Origin of the sequence: Arcobacter sp. YIC-80, assembly GCF_044841725.1 — a bacterium.
Classification (GTDB): Bacteria; Campylobacterota; Campylobacteria; order Campylobacterales; family Arcobacteraceae; genus Arcobacter_B.
On sequence record NZ_JBJBSI010000007.1, the window covers coordinates 91,369 to 114,193 of the forward strand.

The window sequence follows — 22,825 nt, forward strand, 5'->3', positions numbered from 1 at the left end:
ATTATAATACCTCCGGTGCAAGTGAAACGATTTTCATGAATCCTGAATATCTAACTTCTCTAGCAACAGGTCCAAAGATTCTTGTACCAATTGGGTCTTTTTTAGCATCTAAAATAACTGCTGCGTTGTCGTCAAATCTGATTAATGAACCGTTTTCTCTTTGAACTTCTTTATGAGTTCTAACAACTACTGCTTTAACTACTTGACCTTTTTTAACTTTTCCAGTTGGTAAAGCTTTTTTAACAGAAGCAACAATAACATCACCAACAGATGCGTATCTTCTCTTAGAACCACCAAGAACTTTGATACACATAATCTCTTTAGCACCTGTGTTATCAGCTACATTTAATCTTGTAAAACTTTGAATCATTACTTAACTCCTGTAGCAACAATAGTTTTTAATCTGAAAGATTTAGTTTTTGATAAAGGTCTACACTCAATAGCGATAACTTTGTCACCTTCATTTAACTCATTTCTTTCATCATGAATTAAATATTTTTTAAATCTTTTTACAGTCTTGTGATATCTTGGGTGTAAAACGTATCTAGTAACTAGAATAGATGCTGTTTTATCTCCAGATTTTTTTACCACTACACCTTGAATCTCTCTTTTATGTGTCATACTTTGGATCCTTAGTTAGCTTTTGCTGCAGTAATTGCTGTTTGAATTCTAGCGATATCTTTTTTTGCCGCTTTTAATTCAGAAGTGTTAGTTAACTGCATAGTTTTTAGCTTCGCTTTTAATTCAAAAAGAAGCACCTTTTTTTCTTTTAATAACTCTTGAAGCTCATTTAGGCTTTTGTCTTTTAAATCAGTATAGTTCATTTTCGCTATCTCTTGTTACAATTTTAGTTTTAAATGGTAATTTATGTTGTGCTAAAGTTAAAGCTTCTCTTGCTAACTCGTCACTTACACCTGCCATTTCAAAACAAATTCTTCCAGGCTTAATGTTCATTACCCATTTATCAACAGCACCTTTACCTTTACCCATTCTTGTTTCTAATGGTTTAGCAGTAAGTGGTTTATCTGGGAATACAGTAATCCAAACTTTCGCTTGTCTTTTAACTTTTCTAGTCATTGCAACCCTAGAAGCTTCAATTTGTCTTGAATCAATTCTTCCGTGTTCAACAGCTTTAAGTCCGATTTCACCGTAAGCTAAAGTATTACCTCTATGGGCTTTACCTCTGTTTCGGCCTTTCATCATTTTTCTATATTTAGTTCTTTTAGGCATTAACATAATTATTTACCTCTTCTCTTACTTGGTCTTCTCTTTTGCTTAGGCTCTTCTGTTTTTTCAGCTGGAATTCCTTTTGCAAGAATCTCACCTTTGAAGATCCAAACTTTAATACCGATACAACCATAAGTTGTATGAGCTTCAGCGAATCCGTAATCAATCTTAGCTCTTAAAGTATGTAAAGGAACTCTACCTTCTAAGTACCACTCAGTTCTAGCCATTTCAGCTCCACCAAGTCTACCAGAAACAGATACTTTAATACCTTTTGCACCAGATTTAAGAGCATTTTGCATAACTCTTTTCATAGCTCTTCTAAATGCAACTCTTCTTTCTAATTGTTGTGCAACATTTTCAGCAGATAATTGACCAGATAATTGTGGTTTTCTCTCTTCTTTAATGTTAACAGCAATTTCTTTACCAACTAAGTTAGAAAGGTTAACTTTTAATTTTTCAACGTCTGCACCTTTTTTACCAATGATGATACCAGGTCTAGCAGCTACAATTGTAACTCTGATTTTTTTAGCAGTTCTTTCTACGATAGTTTGAGCAACACCTGCATAGTATAACTCTTTCTTAACGAACTTTCTAATTTTATCATCTTCAGCAACGTTTGCTGGCATGTTAGAAAATTTAGGAAACCATCTTGATTCCCAGTTTCTATTGATACCTAATCTTAAACCTATTGGATTAACTTTTTGACCCATTATTTATCTCCTTTTTCAGCAGCCGCTACTTCAATCATAATGTGTGCAGTTGGTTTGTGCTTAGGTGATGCACTACCTCTAGCTCTTGGAGTAAATCTCTTAAGAACTGGACCTTTGTCAACTCTAGCTGAAGTAATTACAGCTTCTTCTGGCTCTAAACCAGCATTTGCTACTGCTGATGCAATAACTTTTGAGATGATTCCAGCAGCTTTGTTAGGAGTAAATTCTAAAGATGCAATAGCATACTCAGCATTCATACCTTGAACTTCTCTAGCAATTAATCTTGCTTTTGTAGGAGAAAGTCTAATAAATTTTAATATTGCTTTACCCATTGATTACGCCTTCTTCTGTACAGAGCCTTTATGACCCTTAAATGTTCTAGTTGGTGCAAATTCACCTAATTTATATCCAACGTGGTTCTCTGTAATATTTACAGGAACAAAGTTTCTTCCATTGTGCACATTAAAAGTTAAACCAATCATATCAGGTAATACCATTGATCTTCTTGACCAAGTTTTAATTGGTTTTCTATCGTTAGCTTCAACAGCTTTGATAACTTTTTTCATTAGGTGCGCGTCTACGAATGGACCTTTTTTTATTGATCTTGCCATCTTAAACCCTTACTTCTTTCTTCTTGAAATGATTAGTTTGTCACTAGCTTTTTTCTTTCTAGTTTTGTAACCTTTAGTTGGCATACCCCATGGAGTAACAGGATGTCTACCAGAGTTAGTTTTACCTTCACCACCACCGTGTGGGTGATCAATAGGGTTCATTGCAGAACCTCTAGTTTGAGGTCTAATACCCATGTGTCTAGTTCTACCAGCTTTACCAACAACCATGTTAATGTAATCTTCGTTACCAACAATACCAATTGTTGCGATACATACACCAAGAATTTTTCTCATTTCACCAGATGGTAATCTTAAGATAACGTATTTATCTTCTCTACCCATGATTTGAGCATATCCACCAGCAGATCTTGCAATTTGTCCACCTTTACCTGGTTTCATTTCAATGTTATGAACCATAGTACCTACAGGAATAGATTTTAATCTCATTGCATTACCTGGAATAATATCTAAACCAGACTCAGCAGCTTGAACTTTATCACCTACTTTTAATCCAGAAGGTTGTAAGATATATCTCTTATCACCATCAGCATAAGTTACTAAACAAATTCTACAGTTTCTGTATGGGTCGTACTCAATAGTTGATACTGTACCTTCTACACCAAACTTGTTTCTTTTGAAATCAATAATTCTATATAATTTTTTAGCACCTGCTTCTTTATGTCTAGAAGTGATTCTACCGTTATTATTTCTACCAGCTGAAGCTTTTACTCTTACAAGTAAAGATCTAACTGTTGGTTTAGAAGTAATATCAGAAGTATCCATTACAGACATGAATCTTCTTGCAGGAGTTATTGGTCTAAATTTTTTAATTGCCATCTATAATCTCCTTAAGCTGATAGGTTCGCTATTTCAGCGCCCTCTGGTAATGTAACGTAGAATTTTTTGAAATCTGGTCTTTTACCAGGCTTTCCTCTAAATCTTTTAACTTTACCGTTTTGTCTTAAAGAATTAACTTTTGATGGAGTAACACCAAAATACTCTTTAAATACTTCTTTTAAACCGTTTTTAGTCATTCTTGGACTAGTTTGAACAACGATTACACCATTTTCTTGAAGCTCGATTGTCTTTTCTGTATATAATATTGCTTTAATATCTGTAATATCTGCCATCTTAAGCCTCTTTTGTTAATGCATCAAATACTGATTTTTCAATTAGTACTGAGTGGTATGCAGCAATTAAATAAGCGTTAACTTCTTGCTTTTCAACCATATAACAGTTTTTAACATTTCTAAACGCTAAGTATGTTTTCTCATCAATTGTATCAACTACAACAAGAGTATCTCTTTTGTCTAGTTTATTTAAAACTGCAACTGCGTCTTTAGTTTTACCTGATTCAATTTTAACAGAGTCTGCTACAAATAATGAACCATTTTTAGCTTGTGCATTTAAAGCAAATTTTAATGCTAAAGCTTTTTGTTTTTTGTTAATTTTTTGGTTATAGTTTCTAGCAGATGGTCCAAATACTTGACCCCCACCAACGAATAAAGGAGATCTTTTAGAACCCCATCTAGCACCACCAGAACCTTTTTGAGCTTTAGGTTTTTTACCACCACCTCTTACTTCAGATCTGTTTTTAACTCTAGCTGTATTTGCTCTTAATGAAGATAAGTAAGATTTAGCATATAAGTATAAGTTGTGAGAGTTAATCTCATCATACTTAGCTGGTAATGCTAACTCACCATTATTTTCAAATTTTTCGTTTAATACTACTGCATTACTCATTTAGCAACCTTTACTTTTCCTAATGCACCATTTGGTCCTGATACTGAACCTTTAACAACTAAGATTCCAGTTTCAGCGTCAAATGAAACTACATCATTTTTAACACTTACATTTGTATTTCCGTATTGTCCTGGCATTTTCTTACCTGGTTGAACTCTACCTGGCCATTCTGCATTACCGATTGAACCAGTTCTTCTACCCATTCTATGCCCGTGAGATGCTCTACCACCAGCGAAGTTCCATCTTTTAACTCCACCTTGGAAACCTCTACCTTTTGTTTTAAAAGTAGTTTTTAAAACTTTAGCTTCTGATAAAGGAGCTAAATCTAAGTCACCTGCTTCAGTATTTGCTACGTTTGCTGTTGCAAATCTGTTAAACTCTTTAGATAGATTGTATTTCTTTTGTTGACCTTCAATTGTCTTATTCATCTTCTTACCAGATGCGTAAGAAACAATTGCTACACCGTCAGTCACTTCACATACTTTAGTATCTAGAACTTTTAAAAGTGTAACAGGAACAGCAGGAACAGAAACAGTTCTACTCATACCAATTTTTTCTACGATATATTCCATTTATTACCCTTTCTTCTTATTCTTGACCCATAGATCTAACTTCAACATCAACTTCAGGAGCTAAGTCAAGTTTCATTAATGAATCTACTGTATCAGGAGTCGCTGCAATGATATCAATCATTCTTGAATGAACTCTGATTTCGAATTGCTCTCTTGAATCCTTGTTTACGTGAGGACCTTTAAGAACTGTATATCTTCTGATTTTCGTTGGAAGAGGGATTGGACCTCTTAACTCAGCACCAGTTCTTTTAACAGCTTCAACAATTGAAGCAACACTTCTGTCTAAAACTCTATGATCGTAAGCTTTAAGCTTTAATCTGATTTTTTCCATTTTTTTCCTTTAAAGAACTCGTTAGATGTACCGAAAAAGCACTCTAACCACATTTAGTGGACGCGGATTATAACTTAAAAGGAATTAAATGTCAAGTATAATGGGCTTTAGGTATAAAAAAAGTCTATTTTATTTCCTTTTTAAAAGGAAAGATAGTGTATATTTGGTATCATATTAAGCATAAACTAAGATTATGGCTTAAATTTTAAATTATTTACGTAAAGTTGTAAAACCGCTTTTAAAATGTTAATTATTTGCTTATGAAATGTGTGTATATATTAATAAGGTAGAAGTTAACCCTTTATTTAGGCTTTTGTATATACTGCCATTTTTCCTTTTATCTTATAAAAAGTATTTACTCCAGCTTTGAGTATAGAATAATTCAGTTAGATAATATTAGAATTTAAAATAAAATATTTGAGACCGTTAGTTTAAAGACAAACCACTCTTTCTACATATTTACCCGTTCTATAATTAAGTTGTTTTTCAATCTTGTATTTTTTATTTTTATTTATACAATCTTGTTTACTAATTTTAGTATTTTGATTATGGCATCCAGTTATTACTAATAAAAAAATTATCACAGTTAAGAAATTTATTACTTTCATATCACAACCTTTCATCTATAATATCTATTATATTGATGAAAGGTACTACAATAGTATCATTTTATGCGATTAAGATATAGATTCTTTTTCTCCACATTTATGACAATATTCTAATAATACTATTTTCATATTTTCGCAAGTGCTACATTTACTTCTCAATCTATTTTGACAATTTGGACAAAAATTCATTGTTTCATAGTTTACTTTATTGTTACATTTATTACATATACTTTTATTATATGATTCAATTTTTGAAATTGTTGTATTTTGAAATTGAGTATTTTCTTCTTTATATTTTTTCTGCACTTTTATTATGATAAAGGTAAAAACCACTACAAGAACAGCTAATGCAAAATAGTAAACAACAAATGGTATTTCTAAACTTGCGAAGAAACTCATAAGTTTTTCAAAAAATACTTTTGGCAAAAGTGTATATATTAATGAAATAAAAGATATTACTGTAGGAATTGAAATTATTACTAAAATATTTTTAGCAATTATATATAATATATAGTTCTCTTTTAACATAAATCTTTTCATAGAAAAGAAAGATACTAGTAAAAGTGGCAATAAAAATGCTAAAGTAATTAAATCCTTTTTTATTTCATATACTTTTATTTTTTCTTTATATTCTTCTTTTACTAAATCTTTATTTTTTTTGATATACGAAACTAACTTCTTTACACTTTTTGATGAAGCAAAATTTTTATCTATTTGTTGAATTTTTTCATTTAGCTTTTTTCTTTTTTCTAAATAGAGATTATATTTATTTTTAATTTCACTATTTATTTGTTTTTTATTTTGAACTTGAATATTTTCAAATAATGTAGTGTTATAGTTTTCTCGATAGAATTTTATTTGATTATTTATAGATGATAACTCTTTTTTTAATAACTGTTTTTCTTTTCTTAAATCTTTTATATTATGCTGTTTTTTGATATCTTCTATTAATGCTATAATTTCTTTACATTTATTTGAAACATCTTGTTTTTGAATACTATTATATTTTCTACTTTCATTTATATAGTAATAGCTATTTACACTTTCAACCTTACTTGATGTCACTATATTTTTACAAGTGCTAGAATATTTATTATAAGGATTATTAAGTATTTTTACTTGAAACTCTATACCCATTTGTAAAATACTAAAAACGAATAAGTTTAATAAAACTATAAAAAAAATTGAAAGTTTGGAGAGTTTTTCTTTTCCTTTAAATACAAAATTATTCTTATAAAATTTTTTAAGACTCTCTTTCATTTCTTTTCCTCTTAATTCTTAAATATAAATTTTGGATAAAAAATCCGTATTACTAAAATAGAAGTAATTGCATAGCTAAGTATATGTAAATTAAAATTTATATTAAATAAATAAGTAATCAATAAAGAAATGATTCCTCCTAATAAAAGCCAAACTGTTAATAAAAAAATAAATATAAAACCTATTCTTAATATCGTTCCATTATAATTATTCATATTTTTCCTTTTGTACTCTAATTATTTCTTCTACTTGTCTTCTATGAATAAAAGTATGCATAAACATAAAACAGCTCCAATCATGATTATTGAAATTTATAAACCAAGGATGTGCTTTAGTTTGTTTTGATTGATTTTTTTTATGCTCTTTTATATAGTTTTCATAAGTCTCCATAAATTTCAAAAAGTTTGTAATAGCATTTTTGTCTTCACCTATTGGTTTTACTGCTTCTATTGTGATTTTATGTTTAAACTCTTTTTCTTTTGATAAAGTATCAATTACATTCATAATTGCATTACCTGTAATATATAAATGTTCACAAGCCATATTTACAGAATAATCAGAACTATGTTCTTCTATAGCAAAAGTTCTATTTATTTTTATTCTCCTTTCTTTTTGTTCTTTTGATAAAGAAGATGTTAATTTTTCTATAAGTTTTCTTTCCCTTTTTATAAGAAAAAGTGCCAAATTCCAACTCATAAGTAACCTTACAATTGGTATTAAAACATACCTGATTATATTTTTTTCCATACTAGGTAACCCAGCACCTGCTTTTGTTTCCACCTGTAACCTTTCTTGTTATTTTATTTATTCTAAAATAATATTTTTTATAAACAACTTAATTTTAGAGTAATTACTCTAGTAAATCAAGTAAAAGCTCTAAAATGTTAAAATAAATCATGAAAAAGAAAATAAATACAAAAATAAAAATAAAACAATCTGCCATGAAACTTTTTAATGAAAAAGACTCATTGAGTATTACTACAAATCACATAGCTAAACAAGCTGATATTTCACCTGGTAATCTTTATTACCATTATAAAAATAAAGAAGAAATAGTTCTTGATTTATATATGGAATTAAGCTCTAAATTTATGGAGCTTAATAGTTTTGAAAATATGTTAATGCATGAAAACTTTTTTGAAGCAATGGATAATATGTTTAATCAATACGCAAAACTTTTCTTTGAATATAGATTTTTACTAAGAGATGCAACTGTTCTAATAGCAATGGATTCAAATCTAAAAAAAGCATTTACAAAAAACCAAGAAATAAGAATAAGTCAAATAGAAGGTCTACTAAAATATCTTATAAAAGAAGGTTTAATCAAAGAACTAAACAGAAGTTCTTTAAATAAAAGAGCAAAACTTCATTGGTTTATTACAGCATATTGGCAAACTTTTGCTTCAACAACAGGCGATGTAACGTTAGAAACACTACAAGAATCAAAAGAGGTATTCTTCGAATTTATGATTTACCCTAATCTTACGCAAAAAGGTAAAGATTTAATTAGAAAAATGACTAAATAAAACTAAAGCTTTCCCATAAGTAAGCTTCTTGTAATAAAAAATAACATAAAATTAGTATAGCCAAACTTATCGTGAGGTAAGGACGGAAAGTCACGGGTCTTAGATTTAAGATAGCCGGATTGCACTCAAAACCAATGCAATTGGCAATTTTAATCTAATCTATGAATTAAAATAAAGAGGTTACACGCGAACTACACTTCTTTGAACATTCTAGGAGATTAAAAATGAAAATACTAGCAACAAAAGAATTAAAGAATAGCTGTTTATTAGCTATTTTTTCATTCACACTTATTTTACTTATGCATATTCAAGATATGATACCTTTTTTCAAACTCTTTTCAAGCTAAAGTAAAATATAAATTAGATTAATAGAAGTTTTTTACCAAAAGGAACTTCTATATCTTCACTTAAAACCCAAACACTTTCATAACTAGGCTCTTCTATTGGAAATTTACCAAAGCCATCTGTAAAATATAAAAATAAATTTACATCATCAATATTTTCATCAATATAAATAAAAGTGTTTTCAAAATTAGTACCCCCACCACCTTTTAAGGTATATGATAGTTCATCTCCTGCATATAAAATATGATGTTCATGCACTTTTGCATCTGCTACTAATAGATCTATTTCAAAATTTTCGAAACTATTCATTATAGATTCAACCTCTGCTAAAAATTTTGACAAAAGTTTTCCATCAATAGAACCAGAACTGTCAATACAAACTACAAGTTTAGCTTTTGTTCCTTGTAAAGATGGTAATGCAAAACCTTGAGAAATATATCTTTTATTTGGAGGTATGAGTTTATAATCAAATTTTATAGACTGTTCTATAATATTATAAAGTTCATCTTCCCAAGAGATTTTTCCTTCATATAAATTTGGTACAAGTATTTCTATACCAAGAGGTAAATCACCTTGAAGTTTGGCTTTACTTAAAAGCTGTTCATGCATATCTTGTATTTCTTGATTATTATCTATTTCTTGTTCTTGATGTTTTTCAAACTTTATTTGTGATACTTGCTCAGGTGTATGTTTATCATCATCAATTTCATTTTCAAGTGCAGCATAAATAGCCTCTGCACTCATATCATCAAATCTTTCATCATAATTTACACCATCGGGAAGTTCTAAACCATTATTAACAAGTAAGCAATTTATTGCATAATCTGTGGCTAGAACCCAAAGCCATTGCATTCTTGAATCAACTCTTTTATCATGTAAAAAGGCTTGATGCATTGCTGAATTTGTAAGTACAAAACCTAGTTCATCATCACTTAATGAGTTTATATAATCATCATTATATTCAAAGTTTTTACTAGTTGAAAGATAGGTCTTTAAATCTTCATTTAACACTGCCTTTTGAGTTGAAGCTATTGATCCAAAATATGGTTGCTCAATTATCAATGAAGACTTTACTCTTGAAATTCTCTGTTCTATTTGGTTTTTCAAAACTTAGCCAATTAAAAACTTATTTGCATCACTCCATGTTTTCCATGAAGGTGAACTCTCAATATTAATACCCTCTTTTTGAATATCTCTAATCAACATCACTGAAAATTCATTTGGTAACTCTAAGGAGTAATTTAAAACATTCGTTATATTTTGTACATTTTGATTTTGTTTTAAAGCATAAGTTATTCCAGTACATAAAGCATATAAAACAGAATTATTTTGAGGTACTTCTTTTAAGCTACCATATAAGATAGCATTTATATCAGGTAAATCTTTCATAATTTTACAATAGTTCATAAACTCAACTGCACTATCTTTTCCAACAGCACCACTTATTACCTCTTCTAGTAAGTTTATTTCTAATTTTGATTTTAATATATCATCTACATAAGACCAAGATCTAGGAGTAGCAAAAGATTTTTCTTTTGATTTTGCATCAAAAGTAAATAAACTTTCACTTTTATATGATAAAAATGAGATAATTCGAGTATCAATATTTGAAGTATAAGCCCATCTTTTCCACTCATCAAAGTCTAAATCAAAATCAAGATGTACAAACCTATTTGCCAAAGGTGTTGGCATTCTATAAGTTACACCTCTATCTGTTTCATAATTTCCTGCTGCAATAATTGCATAGTTTAAGGGAAGAGTATATTCTCCTATTTTTCTATCTAAAATAAGTTGATAAGCAGCTGCTTGAATAGTTGGAGGAGCTGAATTTATCTCATCTAAAAAAAGAATTCCTTCTTCTTTTGAGTTAGTATTAGGTAAAAACTCAGGTTTTGCCCATACTGCACTTTTTGTTTCACTTTCAAAAAATGGTATTCCTCTTAAATCAGTTGGATCCAGTAAACTTAATCTCAAATCAATAAAGTTCATATTTTTTTCATTTGCTATTTGCTTTACAAGTGAAGATTTTCCAACTCCAGGATTTCCCCAAATAAATACAGGGACTTTACTATTTATCAAAGACTCTAAAGAGTTTTTTAAATCACTAGCTTTCATATTACATTCCTATATTTTTTCTTGTAAACTCTCTAAAACTATCATTATTAGAGATAATCGATTTTAAGCCACCATCATATTGAAATTGTAAAAGTACTCCTATTGGAGTACTTATATTTTCACATAAAGCTTCATTTATTATTCTATTATCTAGCTTACTTAAATCTTTTAGTATCTCTTTTGGAGTATTGATATTTGAAGCAAGAGAGATATTAATATCAAAATCATTTAAACTATATAAGCTTTCAAATTGTTCTTTTGACAAATTAATATTATGAGCAATAGCTATATTATATACTTTATCTTTTTTCTTTAAAAACTCTTCTATTTTTAGATTAGAGCAATTTTTATTTTTTAAAAGATTTATATTTGCATTTTCTATATCTTTTTGAAATAGTCTATCTATCATTTTAGTATTTAAAGTTTCATTCATAGATAAATATATCAAAAACACATCATCAATATTTTCAATAAATTTATTAAATAATTCTTCATTTAAAGTTATTGTTTTTAGAAGTTCTTTTTTTAAAATATCATCTTTTAAAAATTCGTCAATCATATCTACTTCATAGTTTGAGGCTTTTATAAGTGAAATATTTACTTCTTGAATATTTTTTTCAAATAATTTTTTTTGAACCATTAGAGAAATAGCCTCATTTAATGCTAAAAATCTTAGTTCATTTACTCTATTATTTTTTATAATCTGCAAATGCATTGTCTTTGAACTATTTGGATTTAAAGCTACTACTTCTTTTAAATTCAAAGGTTGATCTTTTTGAGCATTTTTATCAGAAATAGAAAAATCAGGCATATTGTATAATACTTCTAAAAGCTTAGGGTGTGTAGCTTCTAGGGCTGTGTAATATACTCCTATTGGTGCATATTGAATATTGTGGTTTGTTTCAACTAAACTACAAAATCTCTCTACTATTTTAGTACAAACATCCCTATTTTCATCAGTATCATAAATATCCTCATCTTTAAAATCATATAATCTTAGAAGTTTTATAAAAACTTCATCATCGAAATACTCATTACTTAAAAGTTTTAATAATCTTTCTTGATCTTTTGATATTTTAATAGCTAACAATACAGAATCTATATCAAGATTCTTTGAAAACTCCTCCTCTAATTTATTTATTTCTAAAATATCAATTTGTGTTTTCGATAACTCATATAACTCTTCTTCAATAACAATAGGTGTAAACTTACCTTTTATAACAATATTTGCTTTTTGTATACTATCAACAAGAACTGCACCTTTTTGTAATAAATACTTTTCTAACTCTTCTAAATCAATAAGGTTAGCTCTTCCTGTAAAAAATATATTTTGATTTTCATAATTATTCATCTGTAAATAGTATCTTAGTATTTATTAAAAAAAAGTTTTATAATGTAGAATTAAGCTATTTTAAAGTCTAGGACCCTAACCTTGGTAGAATCCTGAGAAAAGAAGAACATCATCATCTTCTTCATTTTTTAAATCATTTACGATTAAATTTTCGAGTGTTTTAGCAATACTTGGAGCAAATGTCATACCAAGCCAACCAAGCCCCATAGCATATATTAAGTTATCATACTCTTCATCTTTCCCAAATAGTGGTCTATCATTTGGTGTTAAAGGTCTAAACCCACTCCACTCTTTAATATTTTTCATTTCAAAAGGTTTTGTATATTTTTTAAAATTTTCTTTTATACTATCTATTTGAGCTTTTACTATTTTTGGATTAGAGGATCCTAATTCAAGTTTTGATGTAAGTCTTACATTGTTTCTTCTTGGAGTCATTACTATAAATAAATCATTAAATAAACAAGAAGTTTTAGGGCGTAATTCTTTTGGCATTTCAAAAGTAATACTATAACCTTTTGCAGGTGTCATCATCAACTGTTTTTTTCTTCTTTTTGCTAAAAGTGTTTGATATCCTGTAGCCATAATAAAACTATTTGCTTCATAGCATGAACTTTTAGAACTCACACTTATAACTTTATCATCACTAAAAGCTATATCTTCTATCTTTTCATTTAGTATAAACTCCACACCATTTTCAATTAAATAATTTTTCATTTCAAGCATTACTCTTTGAGGATCTAAATGAGCATTTTTCTTAAATAATATAGCACCTTTTACATCAGAACTTGCACAAGGCAAGTACTCTTCTAGTCTGTTTTTTGTAAGTATTTCAAATCTTTTACTATCTTCATAATTATACTGTTTTAACTTTTTATCATAACTATCTTGCTCTGTAAAAACTGATAACATTCCAGTATGATGAAAATCAAAATCTAAATTCTCTTCTTCTTGAATTTGTTTATATAAATCAATAGTATCTTGTCCATATTTTTCAAAAAGAATGAGTGTTTTTTTAAGTCTTTCATGATTTGCATTTTTTACAAATTCAAATAACCACTTAAAAAGCTGATAATCAAATTTAGGATGAAGCTTTACAGGAGACTCACCTTTTAACATCATCTTCAATGTTTCCCCAACTACCCCTGGATGACTTAAAGGAGCCTTATCAAAAGAGGATAGTAAACCTGCATTTCCAAAAGAAGTACTATTTGTAATATCATTTTCATCAATTAAGGTTACTTTTCTTCCTGCTTTATGCAAGAAATAAGCACTCATTAATCCAATAATACCTCCACCAATTATTACGATATCTCGTTTCATAATAAATCCTTAAAATATTTTATAAATAATATATTAATTTTTTGTATTTTAGTAGTTAAAATATGTGAAAATATTATAATATAATTTTTTTAATTGAATGTTTATATAAAGTATTTTGAAGTAGAATTTTTCAATTTGTTAAAAATCTCATCAAAATCAGCAGGATAGACTCTATTGCCTCCAATTGAGCTTATAAAGTTTGTATCTCCAAGCCATCTTGGCAATATATGATAATGTACATGCTGTGCTATTCCAGCACCTGCTGCTTTACCTAAATTCATACCAATATTTACACCTTCACAAGACATAACATCTTTTAAAAGCTTAACTCCTTGTCTTACTCTTTTACTTATAACTTCCCATGTTTTATCATCTAAATCTTCTATTTTATCAGTATGAAAATGAGGAATTACCATAATATGACCAGGGGAATATGGGAACTTATTCATAACTACATAACAATACTCATCATGAAATAAAACTTGAAGTTTTTCATCATCTAAGTTTTTTGAAATATGACAAAAAATACAACCTTCAATTTTCTCTTCACTAACGTAAGAGTATCTCCATGGGGCATATAAGTGTTCCATTTTCATTTATCCTATATAAAGTTTGGTGCATCATTTGCAAAAAGAATCAAATCACCTACTTTTGTTTTTTGGGCTAAAATCTCTTGCATTTTTGATTTGTCTTTTAAAATAAATACTTTACTTTCATCGATATTTGAACTTAATAAATGAGAGTTTAAATCTCCTGTTATTATAGCAAGGTCAAATTTTTCATTAATTTCATTTGCTAATAAAATATTAGCTTCATCTGTTGATTCAACTAACCCAGGTGTGATTATTACTTTTCTTCCCTCATAAGAAGAACAAATATTAATTCCCTCAAGCATTCCTTCAATATTTCCATTAAAAGAATCATCAATAATTAATTTCCCACCTGCTTCAATTTTTTGAAGTCTATGTTCAACTTGAGGTAGACTTTGAAGAGCTAATTTAATCTCATCAATACTCATACCTAAATGGTGTGCAACTAAAATAACTGCTGTTAGATTTATTGCATTAAAACTTCCTAAAACTGGTGCATGAAAATGTTCAATTTGTCCATTTACTTCAACATCAAACCATATACCATTTAAATCACTTTTTGTTACGTGTAAACCATTTGGAAACTTTGTAATAGTGTCATAATCTTTTATATGTGTTGATTCATGAACAAAACCTCTTTCTAACTTTGGAGATTTTAAAAGTTCCATTTTTGTATGAATAATATTATCAATAGTTTTAAAGTATTCAATGTGAGCTTCACCAATTGATCCAACTACACAAATTTGAGGTTCTAAAAACATTGCTATTTCTTCAATATCACCTTTTACTCTAGCACCTGCTTCTGCAATATAAACTTGAGTATCATCAGGTAAATCTCTATTTACATCTAAAACAATACCAGCAATTGTATTTACAGATCTTGGTGTTTTATATGTTTTATATTTGTTTTTTAAGATATGGTATAAAAAGTTTTTTATTGAAGTTTTCCCAAAAGAAGCTGTAATAGCTACAGTTTTTAAACCTCTAATATTTTCATATCTTTGCTTGGCTTTATGTTTAAAAGAGATAAAAAATATCTTCTCTAAAATTGTTGAAATACCATAAGCTAATATAAGTGGGGCAAAGATAAATTTATTTGCACAAGCTTGACTAGCTAAACAAAGAGCTGTTAAAATAAAAGTTGTAAAAAGAAGTATTGATAGAAATCTTTTTACTCTAGCAGTTAAAACTAAAGGTTTATCAAGTTTCTTATTCCATAAAATAAAACTAACTAAATATAAAGCATAAAAATAAATAGAATAATAAATCTCAGGTATTAAATAAAAAAGAACAATAGGCGCTAAAAAGTATGTAATATGCCATTGCCATTTATGATGTTTTAAAACAACTCTTTCAATTTTATAGTTGTACCATTGAAGGTTAGTAATAATATACCAACCTAAACTCATTATTAAAACTATATGTGTAAATATATTAAAATATTCAAGGTATTGCATTTTCTATTCTCTCACAAATATCTTTTGCATTTTTTGCAAAGAAGTAATGGTCACCATGATATGATATAAATGTTGAGTTATTAATTAAAGAGGCTATTTTTTTACCTGAATCTAAGGAAGTAGCTGTATCTTTCTCTCCCCAAAAAATTAATGCTTGATTTTTAAAAGCTTTAAAATTTGAGCTAAAATCTTCATTTACTACATTTTTAAATGTTGCATACATATTTTCACTCATAGTATTTACATCTTTACTTCTAAAGGCTTTTGTAATACCACTTAAACCAATAAAATTAAAAAATTTTGAAATAGCAATTTTTACTTTTACGTCAAAAGCTTTTTCTTCTAAAATACCAGCACTACTTAAAAGTACTAAATATGATGGATTTAGAAGTGTTGCTACTTTTCCTCCATAAGAATGCCCCGCAATTATCTCTTTTGAAGAGTTCAATTCAGACAAAAACTCCTCTAGTATTTTGGCATATAAAGGTGTAGTAAGTTCATAAGAAGTATGGCTTTTACCAAAACCTGGCATATCAATATAAATATGCCTAAAATCTTTCAAATATGCTCCAAAAGAGTTTTTCATAATCTCTTTATTTGAACCCCAACCATGTAAAACTACAAAATCTTTTTTTGCACTTGGATTTACAAGTTCATAAGAGATTTCATACTCTTTATTTTCTACTTTTACACTCTTTTTTGCCAAAACTATTTACCCTTTGCACTATGAATTTTATTTACATACTCATAAGAAATTGGTATATGTTTTCTTTTTGGAAGATTTAAAGCGACTTCATTTAATAAAGCATTAAAATCATCAAATAAATAGTTTGCCATAGATCCTGGTATTGAATTAATTTCATTTAAATAAACTTCATTATCTATTACAAAAAAATCACATCTAATAATTGAACCTTCAAATAGATTATTATAAATTCTTTTAAATGCTTCTTTTACTTTTTCATTTAACTCAACACCAAGATCAACCTCTTTTGCTTTAGAAGTTCTTGAAAAGTCTAGGTATTTTTTATCAAAATCTAAGAACTCGGCTTTTTGTGGCTCTTCTAAAATAGAGAATTTAAACTCTCCATTTACTTTAGTACCAGCTAAATTATACTCTTTTACACCACTGATAAATGGCTCAATTATAATTGCATCATCAAACTCATAAGCAACATCTAAAGCATACGCTAATTCTTCTTCTGATTTTACAATAGAAACACCAATAGAACTACCTAATTTAACAGGTTTTAAAATCATAGGGAATTTTTCAACTTTTACTTCATCACCTTTTGTAAAGTATTTATAGTCAACTACATTTACATCTACAGATGAAGCATAACCTTTTGTTAAAAACTTATTTGAACTAACTACACAAGCTTCAACTCTTGGAGCTAAATAAGGAATATTATAGAATTCAAAAAGTGAAGCTATCACACCATCTTCACCATCTCCACCATGCATAAGTGTTAATGCTATATCAAAGTCTAATGGCTTTTCTTTAGAAAACAATCCACCTTTTTTATAAAAACCATTTTTCGCAATACTTAATTTATCAAATTTTTTGTAATCTCCTGAACTAAAAAGTTTTGATTTGATTACATCTGTTGGGATATGATAAAATTCTCTGTTTTCATCTAAAAATATATAGACTAATTCATTTTTTAAAACATCTTTCATTGCAATTGAACTTACTATTGAAATCTCATGTTCAAAGCTTATCCCACCAAAAACTATTGCTATTTTCATTAAATTCCTTTTGTGATTTTATTTTTGTAATTTTTTAAGAGCTTCTTTTACTAAATCACTTGTATTTGTACTTTTACAAGTTTTTAAGATTTTTGAAACCATATCTTTTTTAAAGCCAAGAGACTCTAAAGCAAGCGCTGCTTCAAGAGAAGCTGAGGCAGCTAAGTTTTCTTCACTTGAAGCATCATCACTATCTACTATAAATCCTGATAACTCCACTAGAATCCTACTTGCACCTTTTGGACCAATCCCTGGAACTCTTTTAAGCATTGATACATCATTGTCTGTAACTATTTGAGAAAATGAGCTTGCAGTAAAAGTAGAACATATAGCAAGAGCTACTTTTGGCCCTACTCCATTTATCTTAATAACAGTATCAAAAAGCTTCTTTTCATTAGGATCCAAAAAGCCATAAAGGATATTTGCATCTTCTCTTATTATTTGTGTTATTAGCAATGAAATTTCATTATTTGTGATACGTTGAGAACAGTTTAGAGAGACGTTAACTTCGTAGATTATACCATTTACATTGATGTTTAATAACGTTGGCTCTTTTTTAGTTATTTTTCCTTCAAGACCTACAATCATTTTCCTACTTTTCTTAAGAATTATGTTATATTTATGTTACAATTAATATTTTATAAATAAAGTTGATTATATAATAAATAGACTTAAATTTAAAGGCCACCATAATGTTTGAATTAGTAACAAAAAAGATTAGTAATAAAATCATATTTTCTCTTCTGGTTTTACTTACTATTAGTACTTTAACTATTGTATATTTTAGTACAAAAGAAGTTAGTAGAAATACAATTGAAAATACAAAAGAAAACTTAGAAATGTTAAATGCTGCAATGTTTCAAAGTTTAAGAAATGCTATGAATACAGGTGACCCTGCTCAAATAAAAAAAGCAGAAGATGATGCAAGAGAAATAAAAGGTGTAAAAAACTTAACAGTAGCCAAAAGTAAACCTTTAATGGAAATGTATCCAAGTGAAGGCTCAACTTACACAACTGATGAAAAAATACTAAAAACATTTGAAACAAAAAAACCTTTACTATTAGAAACTCAAGATGAAAATGGCCATGCTTTAAGAATGATTAAACCTATGGTTGCTACTCAAGACTGTTTATTATGTCATGCAAATCAAGCTCAAGGTGATGTAATTGGTGTTATGGATTTAACATTTTCACTTGATGAAGCAGATGATGAAATTTGGGATTTATTAGTACATATTTTAGTTGTAGCAACTATTGCTGGATGGGTTACAATTTTATTTGTATTCTTTATAGTAAAAAGAGCTACAAATACTATTGGTGACTTAAAAAAAGGCTTTGAAAAGCTTTTAGAATCAAATGACCCTACAATTACACTTGATGTACAATCTAAGGATGAAGTAGGAGAAGTTGCAGATTTATTTAATGAATATATGAAAAAAGTAAGAGCTGGTCTTAAAAAAGATGAAATTGTAATTGAAGAAGCAAATGATATTTTAGAAAAAACTGCAAGTGGTTTCTTTGTTTATCAAGTTGAAAGTACAGCTTCTAACCCTCATGTTGAAAATTTAAAAAATCAACTTAATGCAATGATTTCTCATACAAAAGAAACACTTGATAAAATCAATGAAACTCTTAGAAAATATTCTGAATCTAAATTTGACTACAAAATTGATGACAAAGGGATATATGGAGATTTAGGTTCTTTAGCATCTGGGATAAAATTAGTTGGAAATAATACTTCAGAAATTTTAGCAATGATTATGAATACTGGTGATTCTCTAAAAGAAAATACAAATGTTCTTTCAAGTGCCTCTAAAGATTTATCTACATCGTCTAATCAACAAGCCTCATCACTTGAAGAAACAGCAGCAGCACTTGAACAAATAACATCTAATATTCAATCAAATACGCAAGCAACACAAAGAATGTCACAATTAGCACAAAGTGTGACTAACTCTGCTAAAAAAGGTGAAAGTTTAGCAAATAGAACTGCTGGTTCTATGGATGAGATAAATACACAAGTTAGCTCTATTAATGAAGCTATTGAAGTTATTGATCAAATTGCATTCCAAACAAATATACTATCACTTAATGCAGCAGTGGAAGCAGCAACAGCTGGTGAAGCAGGAAAAGGCTTTGCGGTAGTTGCTCAAGAAGTAAGAAACTTAGCAAGTAGAAGTGCAGAAGCTGCTAAAGAGATTAAAGAAATAGTAGAAGCTGCAACTAATAAAGCGCAAGAAGGTAAAGTAATTTCAGATGAAATGATTACAGGATACAAAGAGTTAAATGATAACATTTCAAACACAACTGTAACAATTGAAGAAGTTGCTATTGCTTCAAGAGAGCAAGAAAAAGGTATTGTTCAAATTAATGATGCAATTAATACATTAGATCAAGCTACACAAAGAAACGCAGAAGTTGCTAATAACATTTCAAATATGGCTAATAATATAGCAGAAATGTCTGATTCATTAGTAACAGCTGCATCTAGGGCTTCATTTTTAAAAGAAGCTTTAAACAAGGTTTGTGATGTAGATTTAGTTTATGATACAGCAGAATTAAAAGTCGATTTATTAAGACAAAAAGATGAAACATACTCTAAACTTGGAAGTTACAATTCATGGAAAATTCAAGAAGATATAAAACTTAAAAATTGGTGTGAAGAACATAAAAATTCAGGGAAAAAACAAAATACAGAAACGATGATAGAATTAAATAATTTAACAAAAGAATTCCATGATAATTTACAGTTACTTGTAGATAAAAATGCTAATAAAGAAGATAATAAAATATTAAATGAAAGAGCAAAAGAAGTGGAAATAACAACACTAAAAATCTTTGGAAATTTAAATCGTCTTAAAAAAGACGCTTGTGAGAAATAAAGAAGTTATTTAACTTCTTTATTAAGCTTGCATTTGTTTAATAAGCTCTTCTAATTCTTCTTCACTTAAATTATCATCACTATCTATATTTTTTGCACTATTAGCGATATTATATTGAGATTTATCAATATCATGCTTTTCACAAACAAAATTAACAACTTTTTCTATTCTTTGTCTGTATAAATCTTGATGTTGAAGATGACCCATTGCATCAGATACTTGACTATTAATTCTATTTTTATCATGTTCAATTACACTTAAGTTATCTGTTAAGTCTGAGATATTTTGTAAATTCTCATATATAAGTGTAGCATTATTTTCTGTTTGTTTTATCACATCACATAACTCATGTATCAACTCTTCATACTTCATATATCTTCCTTAATGTACTTAATACATGAGTTTAACTTATTTTTACTTAATGATAAGAAAAATTACTTTATAAATATTAATGAATTATTTCTGCAATTAATTCAGTTGCATAAGAACCTTTTGGTAAATAAAATTGTAACTCCATCCAATTCTTATCTTCTTTATAATTACTTTCAACTTCCTCTGGGAAAACCCATGCAAATCTTCTTGCGCCATCTTGAAAAGTTTTAGCATCATACTCTTTTTCAATTTCATAAGCTAAACCTTCACTATTTTTAACTCTTTTACCTGCTAAAAGTCCTGTTGGAACTCTATCCCTTTCATAAAATTTATTTGATTCTGTTTCTAAATCTTCAATTGTAAAAATTTTTCCAAAAGGATAATGAGATAGTAAATCTCCTGTAATTAATTTCAATGGATGTTTTTGTTTTTTCATTTGTTTAACTACATCAAGAGGTAAATTTAACTTTTCATAAACTTCTTTTGGCTCAAAAGCTTCTATAAGTTTTGATATTTCTATTCTTTTTGAAAGCCAAGAGTTAAAAAGATAACTTTGATAAGCATTTATATACATTTGCTTTAGATTTCTTCTTTTTTCTTTTAACTTACCATCTATAATATCTTTACCTTTTTTATAATTATCACCTTCAATACCAAATCTTTGAAAACCAAAATAATTAGGCATACCAAGAGTGACAATACTGCTTAAAGCTTGTTCTATTTTTCTTTGATCAATTAAATTAACCCTTTTTAATCTAATAAAAAATTTATTTCCTTTTAAATGTCCTACTTTAATTTTATTATTATGATATGTTTTTTCTAGAATTTTAATATTTGGATGTTCAAAATTATTTATTTTTTCTTCAAAACTTTTATGTAAAGAAATAGATTGAATAGTCATTGCATTTTTATCTTTTAATCCTGCATATCCAATATCTCTTACCTTACAACCAACATGATTAGAAATTATTTCAACTGCATCCCATGTAGATAAATCTTTTTTTCTAATCTTCAAAATCAGGTGTTCACCCTCACCAGAAAACTCATATAAAGGTACTTCTGTTACAACGAAGTCATCTTTTGTTTGTTTAAATACCACATCAATTTTTGCATGATTTAAATATCTTTGTAATTGTTCCAATAATTTTCCTTAGTTTTAAAAATGATGGTTATTTGCTTTTGTTTTATAACAACCATTTATTGCTTTAGCAAATATATTTAACTTAACATTATGTTTTTTTGCTATTTTTTCTATTTTATTTTTATTTTTTTTGTTAAATGTAAAAAGTATTTCATACTCTTCTCCTGAAGTTCCAACTTCATTACTAATTTCTTGAAAAAACTCAAAACCTATTTTACTTTGTTTTGAAAGTCTTTCTAATTCAAAAAATAATCCATCAGAAATATCTAAAGAAGCATTTATATATTTAGAAGCTTCATAAAAGAATTTTGATTTCAATTTAGGTTTAATAAATTTTGATTTTTTAGAAACCTTTTCATTTCTAAAAAGTTTTTCTAAGTCTTTTTTACAAGTTCCTAAATCTCCTGTAAAGCAAACTAAATCATCTTTTTTTACACCTGATCTAAATATAGGATTTTTTACTTTTGAAATAATTGTAATTGAAATATCTAATTTTTCATTTGCTATAGTATCTCCACCTATAATCTCTATATTAAACTCTTTTGCTGCTTTTTTAAAACCTTTTGATAATTGTTTTAAATCATCATTAGTATAAGATTTAGGAATAGCAACTGTTAATAAAGCATATTTAGGATATGAGTTCATTACAATAGCATCTGAAATATTTACAAGCATAGATTTGTATGCTATTTCTTTTAATGTCATCCATTCTTTTTTAAAATGAACATTCTCAAAAAAAGCATCATTTGAATATGACCATTTGCCAACTACAGCAGCATCATCACCAATAAAATCACTTTTTGAAAACTGTTTTATAAAATAATCTTCTTTATTCATACGCAATTATACCAAAGAAGAATAAAACAAGCCCTTTTTTGTTACGAAAAAGTTATATTTTAAATAGGATAGTTTTTA

At 28.0% G+C, this 22,825-nt stretch carries 29 protein-coding genes and 1 riboswitch; of the genes, 3 read left to right on the forward strand and 26 right to left on the reverse strand.

All coding sequences use genetic code 11. The annotated features are described in order from the left end of the window. Nucleotide 1: 1 nt before the first annotated feature. The 14 genes from rplN to ACH5BK_RS10465 all read right to left on the reverse strand — a co-directional run bounded on the left by rplN (nucleotide 2) and on the right by ACH5BK_RS10465 (nucleotide 7,842). Nucleotides 2-370 (reverse strand): 50S ribosomal protein L14, encoded by a 369-nt coding sequence (gene rplN / locus ACH5BK_RS10400; RefSeq protein WP_404307105.1) that lies wholly within the window; start codon nucleotides 368-370, stop codon nucleotides 2-4. After that, nucleotides 370-621 carry a 30S ribosomal protein S17 gene (rpsQ, locus tag ACH5BK_RS10405; protein ID WP_404307107.1) on the reverse strand — a complete coding sequence of 84 codons (252 nt, stop codon included), beginning with the start codon at nucleotides 619-621 and terminating at the stop codon, nucleotides 370-372. Before rpsQ ends, rplN begins: the two co-directional genes overlap by 1 nt. 11 nt (nucleotides 622-632) lie before the next feature. Continuing rightward, nucleotides 633-824 carry a 50S ribosomal protein L29 gene (gene rpmC, locus ACH5BK_RS10410; protein WP_404307109.1) on the reverse strand — a complete coding sequence of 64 codons (192 nt, stop codon included), beginning with the start codon at nucleotides 822-824 and terminating at the stop codon, nucleotides 633-635. Further along, nucleotides 811-1,236 (reverse strand): 50S ribosomal protein L16, encoded by a 426-nt coding sequence (rplP, locus tag ACH5BK_RS10415; RefSeq protein WP_404307111.1) that lies wholly within the window; start codon nucleotides 1,234-1,236, stop codon nucleotides 811-813. The genes rpmC and rplP overlap by 14 nt, the downstream gene beginning before the upstream one ends. 2 nt (nucleotides 1,237-1,238) lie before the next feature. Further along, nucleotides 1,239-1,937: a 30S ribosomal protein S3 gene (gene rpsC, locus ACH5BK_RS10420; RefSeq protein ID WP_404307113.1), complete on the reverse strand. Its 699-nt coding sequence runs from the start codon at nucleotides 1,935-1,937 to the stop codon at nucleotides 1,239-1,241. Then, a complete protein-coding gene (gene rplV / locus ACH5BK_RS10425; protein ID WP_254577571.1) occupies nucleotides 1,937-2,269 on the reverse strand; it encodes a 50S ribosomal protein L22 in 333 nt (110 codons plus the stop codon). The genes rpsC and rplV overlap by 1 nt, the downstream gene beginning before the upstream one ends. 3 nt (nucleotides 2,270-2,272) lie before the next feature. Next, on the reverse strand, nucleotides 2,273-2,548 hold the full coding sequence (rpsS, locus tag ACH5BK_RS10430; protein ID WP_404307115.1) for a 30S ribosomal protein S19: 276 nt from the start codon (nucleotides 2,546-2,548) through the stop codon (nucleotides 2,273-2,275). Nucleotides 2,549-2,557: 9 nt separating this feature from the next. Next, the gene (rplB, locus tag ACH5BK_RS10435; protein WP_404307117.1) at nucleotides 2,558-3,385 is read right to left on the reverse strand and encodes a 50S ribosomal protein L2; all 828 of its coding nucleotides are present in this window, start codon (nucleotides 3,383-3,385) and stop codon (nucleotides 2,558-2,560) included. 11 nt (nucleotides 3,386-3,396) lie between these two features. Then, a complete protein-coding gene (locus ACH5BK_RS10440) occupies nucleotides 3,397-3,678 on the reverse strand; it encodes a 50S ribosomal protein L23 (protein ID WP_254577568.1) in 282 nt (93 codons plus the stop codon). A gap of 1 nt (nucleotide 3,679) precedes the next feature. After that, entirely contained in the window at nucleotides 3,680-4,291 is a 612-nt protein-coding gene (gene rplD / locus ACH5BK_RS10445; protein ID WP_404307119.1) for a 50S ribosomal protein L4, read from the reverse strand. Further along, nucleotides 4,288-4,863: a 50S ribosomal protein L3 gene (gene rplC, locus ACH5BK_RS10450; RefSeq protein WP_404307121.1), complete on the reverse strand. Its 576-nt coding sequence runs from the start codon at nucleotides 4,861-4,863 to the stop codon at nucleotides 4,288-4,290. The genes rplD and rplC overlap by 4 nt, the downstream gene beginning before the upstream one ends. A gap of 16 nt (nucleotides 4,864-4,879) precedes the next feature. After that, complete coding sequence (gene rpsJ / locus ACH5BK_RS10455; RefSeq protein ID WP_071627220.1) at nucleotides 4,880-5,194, reverse strand: 30S ribosomal protein S10; 315 nt, start codon at nucleotides 5,192-5,194, stop codon at nucleotides 4,880-4,882. 677 nt (nucleotides 5,195-5,871) lie between these two features. Next, the gene (locus tag ACH5BK_RS10460; RefSeq protein WP_404307124.1) at nucleotides 5,872-6,939 is read right to left on the reverse strand and encodes an ABC transporter permease; all 1,068 of its coding nucleotides are present in this window, start codon (nucleotides 6,937-6,939) and stop codon (nucleotides 5,872-5,874) included. A gap of 330 nt (nucleotides 6,940-7,269) precedes the next feature. Next, a complete protein-coding gene (locus ACH5BK_RS10465) occupies nucleotides 7,270-7,842 on the reverse strand; it encodes a hypothetical protein (protein ID WP_404307126.1) in 573 nt (190 codons plus the stop codon). A 116-nt stretch (nucleotides 7,843-7,958) separates the two neighbouring features. Between ACH5BK_RS10465 and ACH5BK_RS10470 the strand changes: the two genes are divergently transcribed. Then, complete coding sequence (locus ACH5BK_RS10470; RefSeq protein WP_404307128.1) at nucleotides 7,959-8,588, forward strand: TetR/AcrR family transcriptional regulator; 630 nt, start codon at nucleotides 7,959-7,961, stop codon at nucleotides 8,586-8,588. A gap of 49 nt (nucleotides 8,589-8,637) precedes the next feature. Then, nucleotides 8,638-8,715: riboswitch (cyclic di-GMP riboswitch) on the forward strand. A gap of 97 nt (nucleotides 8,716-8,812) precedes the next feature. Beyond that, nucleotides 8,813-8,935 carry a hypothetical protein gene (locus ACH5BK_RS10475; protein ID WP_404307130.1) on the forward strand — a complete coding sequence of 41 codons (123 nt, stop codon included), beginning with the start codon at nucleotides 8,813-8,815 and terminating at the stop codon, nucleotides 8,933-8,935. 13 nt (nucleotides 8,936-8,948) lie between these two features. Here ACH5BK_RS10475 and ACH5BK_RS10480 read toward each other — a convergent pair whose 3' ends face one another. The 9 genes from ACH5BK_RS10480 to ruvA form a co-directional block, all read right to left on the reverse strand. Continuing rightward, nucleotides 8,949-10,040, reverse strand: coding sequence for a VWA-like domain-containing protein (locus ACH5BK_RS10480; RefSeq protein ID WP_404307132.1), 1,092 nt, complete (start codon nucleotides 10,038-10,040; stop codon nucleotides 8,949-8,951). A gap of 3 nt (nucleotides 10,041-10,043) precedes the next feature. After that, nucleotides 10,044-11,048, reverse strand: a complete 1,005-nt coding sequence (locus tag ACH5BK_RS10485) for an ATP-binding protein (protein ID WP_404307134.1) — start codon at nucleotides 11,046-11,048, stop codon at nucleotides 10,044-10,046. 1 nt (nucleotide 11,049) lies between these two features. After that, complete coding sequence (locus ACH5BK_RS10490; protein WP_404307136.1) at nucleotides 11,050-12,399, reverse strand: hypothetical protein; 1,350 nt, start codon at nucleotides 12,397-12,399, stop codon at nucleotides 11,050-11,052. Between the two features lie 75 nt (nucleotides 12,400-12,474). Then, nucleotides 12,475-13,719, reverse strand: coding sequence for an NAD(P)/FAD-dependent oxidoreductase (locus ACH5BK_RS10495; protein ID WP_404307138.1), 1,245 nt, complete (start codon nucleotides 13,717-13,719; stop codon nucleotides 12,475-12,477). A 101-nt stretch (nucleotides 13,720-13,820) separates the two neighbouring features. Then, a complete protein-coding gene (locus ACH5BK_RS10500; RefSeq protein ID WP_404307140.1) occupies nucleotides 13,821-14,309 on the reverse strand; it encodes an HIT family protein in 489 nt (162 codons plus the stop codon). A gap of 11 nt (nucleotides 14,310-14,320) precedes the next feature. Next, nucleotides 14,321-15,766: a Mur ligase family protein gene (locus tag ACH5BK_RS10505; RefSeq protein ID WP_404307142.1), complete on the reverse strand. Its 1,446-nt coding sequence runs from the start codon at nucleotides 15,764-15,766 to the stop codon at nucleotides 14,321-14,323. After that, nucleotides 15,753-16,472: an alpha/beta fold hydrolase gene (locus tag ACH5BK_RS10510; RefSeq protein WP_404307144.1), complete on the reverse strand. Its 720-nt coding sequence runs from the start codon at nucleotides 16,470-16,472 to the stop codon at nucleotides 15,753-15,755. Before ACH5BK_RS10510 ends, ACH5BK_RS10505 begins: the two co-directional genes overlap by 14 nt. 2 nt (nucleotides 16,473-16,474) lie before the next feature. Further along, nucleotides 16,475-17,515: a D-alanine--D-alanine ligase gene (locus tag ACH5BK_RS10515; RefSeq protein WP_404307146.1), complete on the reverse strand. Its 1,041-nt coding sequence runs from the start codon at nucleotides 17,513-17,515 to the stop codon at nucleotides 16,475-16,477. An 18-nt stretch (nucleotides 17,516-17,533) separates the two neighbouring features. Further along, nucleotides 17,534-18,103: a Holliday junction branch migration protein RuvA gene (gene ruvA, locus ACH5BK_RS10520; protein WP_404307148.1), complete on the reverse strand. Its 570-nt coding sequence runs from the start codon at nucleotides 18,101-18,103 to the stop codon at nucleotides 17,534-17,536. A gap of 104 nt (nucleotides 18,104-18,207) precedes the next feature. Here ruvA and ACH5BK_RS10525 point away from each other — a divergent pair, with 104 nt between their 5' ends. Beyond that, nucleotides 18,208-20,397, forward strand: coding sequence for a methyl-accepting chemotaxis protein (locus tag ACH5BK_RS10525; RefSeq protein ID WP_404307150.1), 2,190 nt, complete (start codon nucleotides 18,208-18,210; stop codon nucleotides 20,395-20,397). 21 nt (nucleotides 20,398-20,418) lie between these two features. On the opposite strand, the gene ACH5BK_RS10530 is transcribed toward ACH5BK_RS10525, so the two are convergent. The 3 genes from ACH5BK_RS10530 to ACH5BK_RS10540 form a co-directional block, all read right to left on the reverse strand. After that, nucleotides 20,419-20,769, reverse strand: coding sequence for a hypothetical protein (locus ACH5BK_RS10530; protein WP_404307152.1), 351 nt, complete (start codon nucleotides 20,767-20,769; stop codon nucleotides 20,419-20,421). A 76-nt stretch (nucleotides 20,770-20,845) separates the two neighbouring features. Next, on the reverse strand, nucleotides 20,846-21,910 hold the full coding sequence (gene truD / locus ACH5BK_RS10535; RefSeq protein WP_404307154.1) for a tRNA pseudouridine(13) synthase TruD: 1,065 nt from the start codon (nucleotides 21,908-21,910) through the stop codon (nucleotides 20,846-20,848). A gap of 15 nt (nucleotides 21,911-21,925) precedes the next feature. After that, entirely contained in the window at nucleotides 21,926-22,747 is an 822-nt protein-coding gene (locus tag ACH5BK_RS10540) for a thiamine-phosphate kinase (RefSeq protein WP_404307156.1), read from the reverse strand. Nucleotides 22,748-22,825 lie beyond the last annotated feature (78 nt).

Coding starts and splice junctions, on each gene's coding strand:
- rplN (WP_404307105.1), bottom strand. CDS start 370: ATGATTCAAAGTTTTACAAGATTAAATGTAGCTGATAACACAGGTGCT.
- rpsQ (WP_404307107.1), bottom strand. CDS start 621: ATGACACATAAAAGAGAGATTCAAGGTGTAGTGGTAAAAAAATCTGGA.
- rpmC (WP_404307109.1), bottom strand. CDS start 824: ATGAACTATACTGATTTAAAAGACAAAAGCCTAAATGAGCTTCAAGAG.
- rplP (WP_404307111.1), bottom strand. CDS start 1,236: ATGTTAATGCCTAAAAGAACTAAATATAGAAAAATGATGAAAGGCCGA.
- rpsC (WP_404307113.1), bottom strand. CDS start 1,937: ATGGGTCAAAAAGTTAATCCAATAGGTTTAAGATTAGGTATCAATAGA.
- rplV (WP_254577571.1), bottom strand. CDS start 2,269: ATGGGTAAAGCAATATTAAAATTTATTAGACTTTCTCCTACAAAAGCA.
- rpsS (WP_404307115.1), bottom strand. CDS start 2,548: ATGGCAAGATCAATAAAAAAAGGTCCATTCGTAGACGCGCACCTAATG.
- rplB (WP_404307117.1), bottom strand. CDS start 3,385: ATGGCAATTAAAAAATTTAGACCAATAACTCCTGCAAGAAGATTCATG.
- ACH5BK_RS10440 (WP_254577568.1), bottom strand. CDS start 3,678: ATGGCAGATATTACAGATATTAAAGCAATATTATATACAGAAAAGACA.
- rplD (WP_404307119.1), bottom strand. CDS start 4,291: ATGAGTAATGCAGTAGTATTAAACGAAAAATTTGAAAATAATGGTGAG.
- rplC (WP_404307121.1), bottom strand. CDS start 4,863: ATGGAATATATCGTAGAAAAAATTGGTATGAGTAGAACTGTTTCTGTT.
- rpsJ (WP_071627220.1), bottom strand. CDS start 5,194: ATGGAAAAAATCAGATTAAAGCTTAAAGCTTACGATCATAGAGTTTTA.
- ACH5BK_RS10460 (WP_404307124.1), bottom strand. CDS start 6,939: ATGGGTATAGAGTTTCAAGTAAAAATACTTAATAATCCTTATAATAAA.
- ACH5BK_RS10470 (WP_404307128.1), top strand. CDS start 7,959: ATGAAAAAGAAAATAAATACAAAAATAAAAATAAAACAATCTGCCATG.
- ACH5BK_RS10475 (WP_404307130.1), top strand. CDS start 8,813: ATGAAAATACTAGCAACAAAAGAATTAAAGAATAGCTGTTTATTAGCT.
- ACH5BK_RS10485 (WP_404307134.1), bottom strand. CDS start 11,048: ATGAAAGCTAGTGATTTAAAAAACTCTTTAGAGTCTTTGATAAATAGT.
- ACH5BK_RS10490 (WP_404307136.1), bottom strand. CDS start 12,399: ATGAATAATTATGAAAATCAAAATATATTTTTTACAGGAAGAGCTAAC.
- ACH5BK_RS10495 (WP_404307138.1), bottom strand. CDS start 13,719: ATGAAACGAGATATCGTAATAATTGGTGGAGGTATTATTGGATTAATG.
- ACH5BK_RS10500 (WP_404307140.1), bottom strand. CDS start 14,309: ATGGAACACTTATATGCCCCATGGAGATACTCTTACGTTAGTGAAGAG.
- ACH5BK_RS10505 (WP_404307142.1), bottom strand. CDS start 15,766: ATGCAATACCTTGAATATTTTAATATATTTACACATATAGTTTTAATA.
- ACH5BK_RS10515 (WP_404307146.1), bottom strand. CDS start 17,515: ATGAAAATAGCAATAGTTTTTGGTGGGATAAGCTTTGAACATGAGATT.
- ruvA (WP_404307148.1), bottom strand. CDS start 18,103: ATGATTGTAGGTCTTGAAGGAAAAATAACTAAAAAAGAGCCAACGTTA.
- ACH5BK_RS10525 (WP_404307150.1), top strand. CDS start 18,208: ATGTTTGAATTAGTAACAAAAAAGATTAGTAATAAAATCATATTTTCT.
- ACH5BK_RS10530 (WP_404307152.1), bottom strand. CDS start 20,769: ATGAAGTATGAAGAGTTGATACATGAGTTATGTGATGTGATAAAACAA.
- ACH5BK_RS10540 (WP_404307156.1), bottom strand. CDS start 22,747: ATGAATAAAGAAGATTATTTTATAAAACAGTTTTCAAAAAGTGATTTT.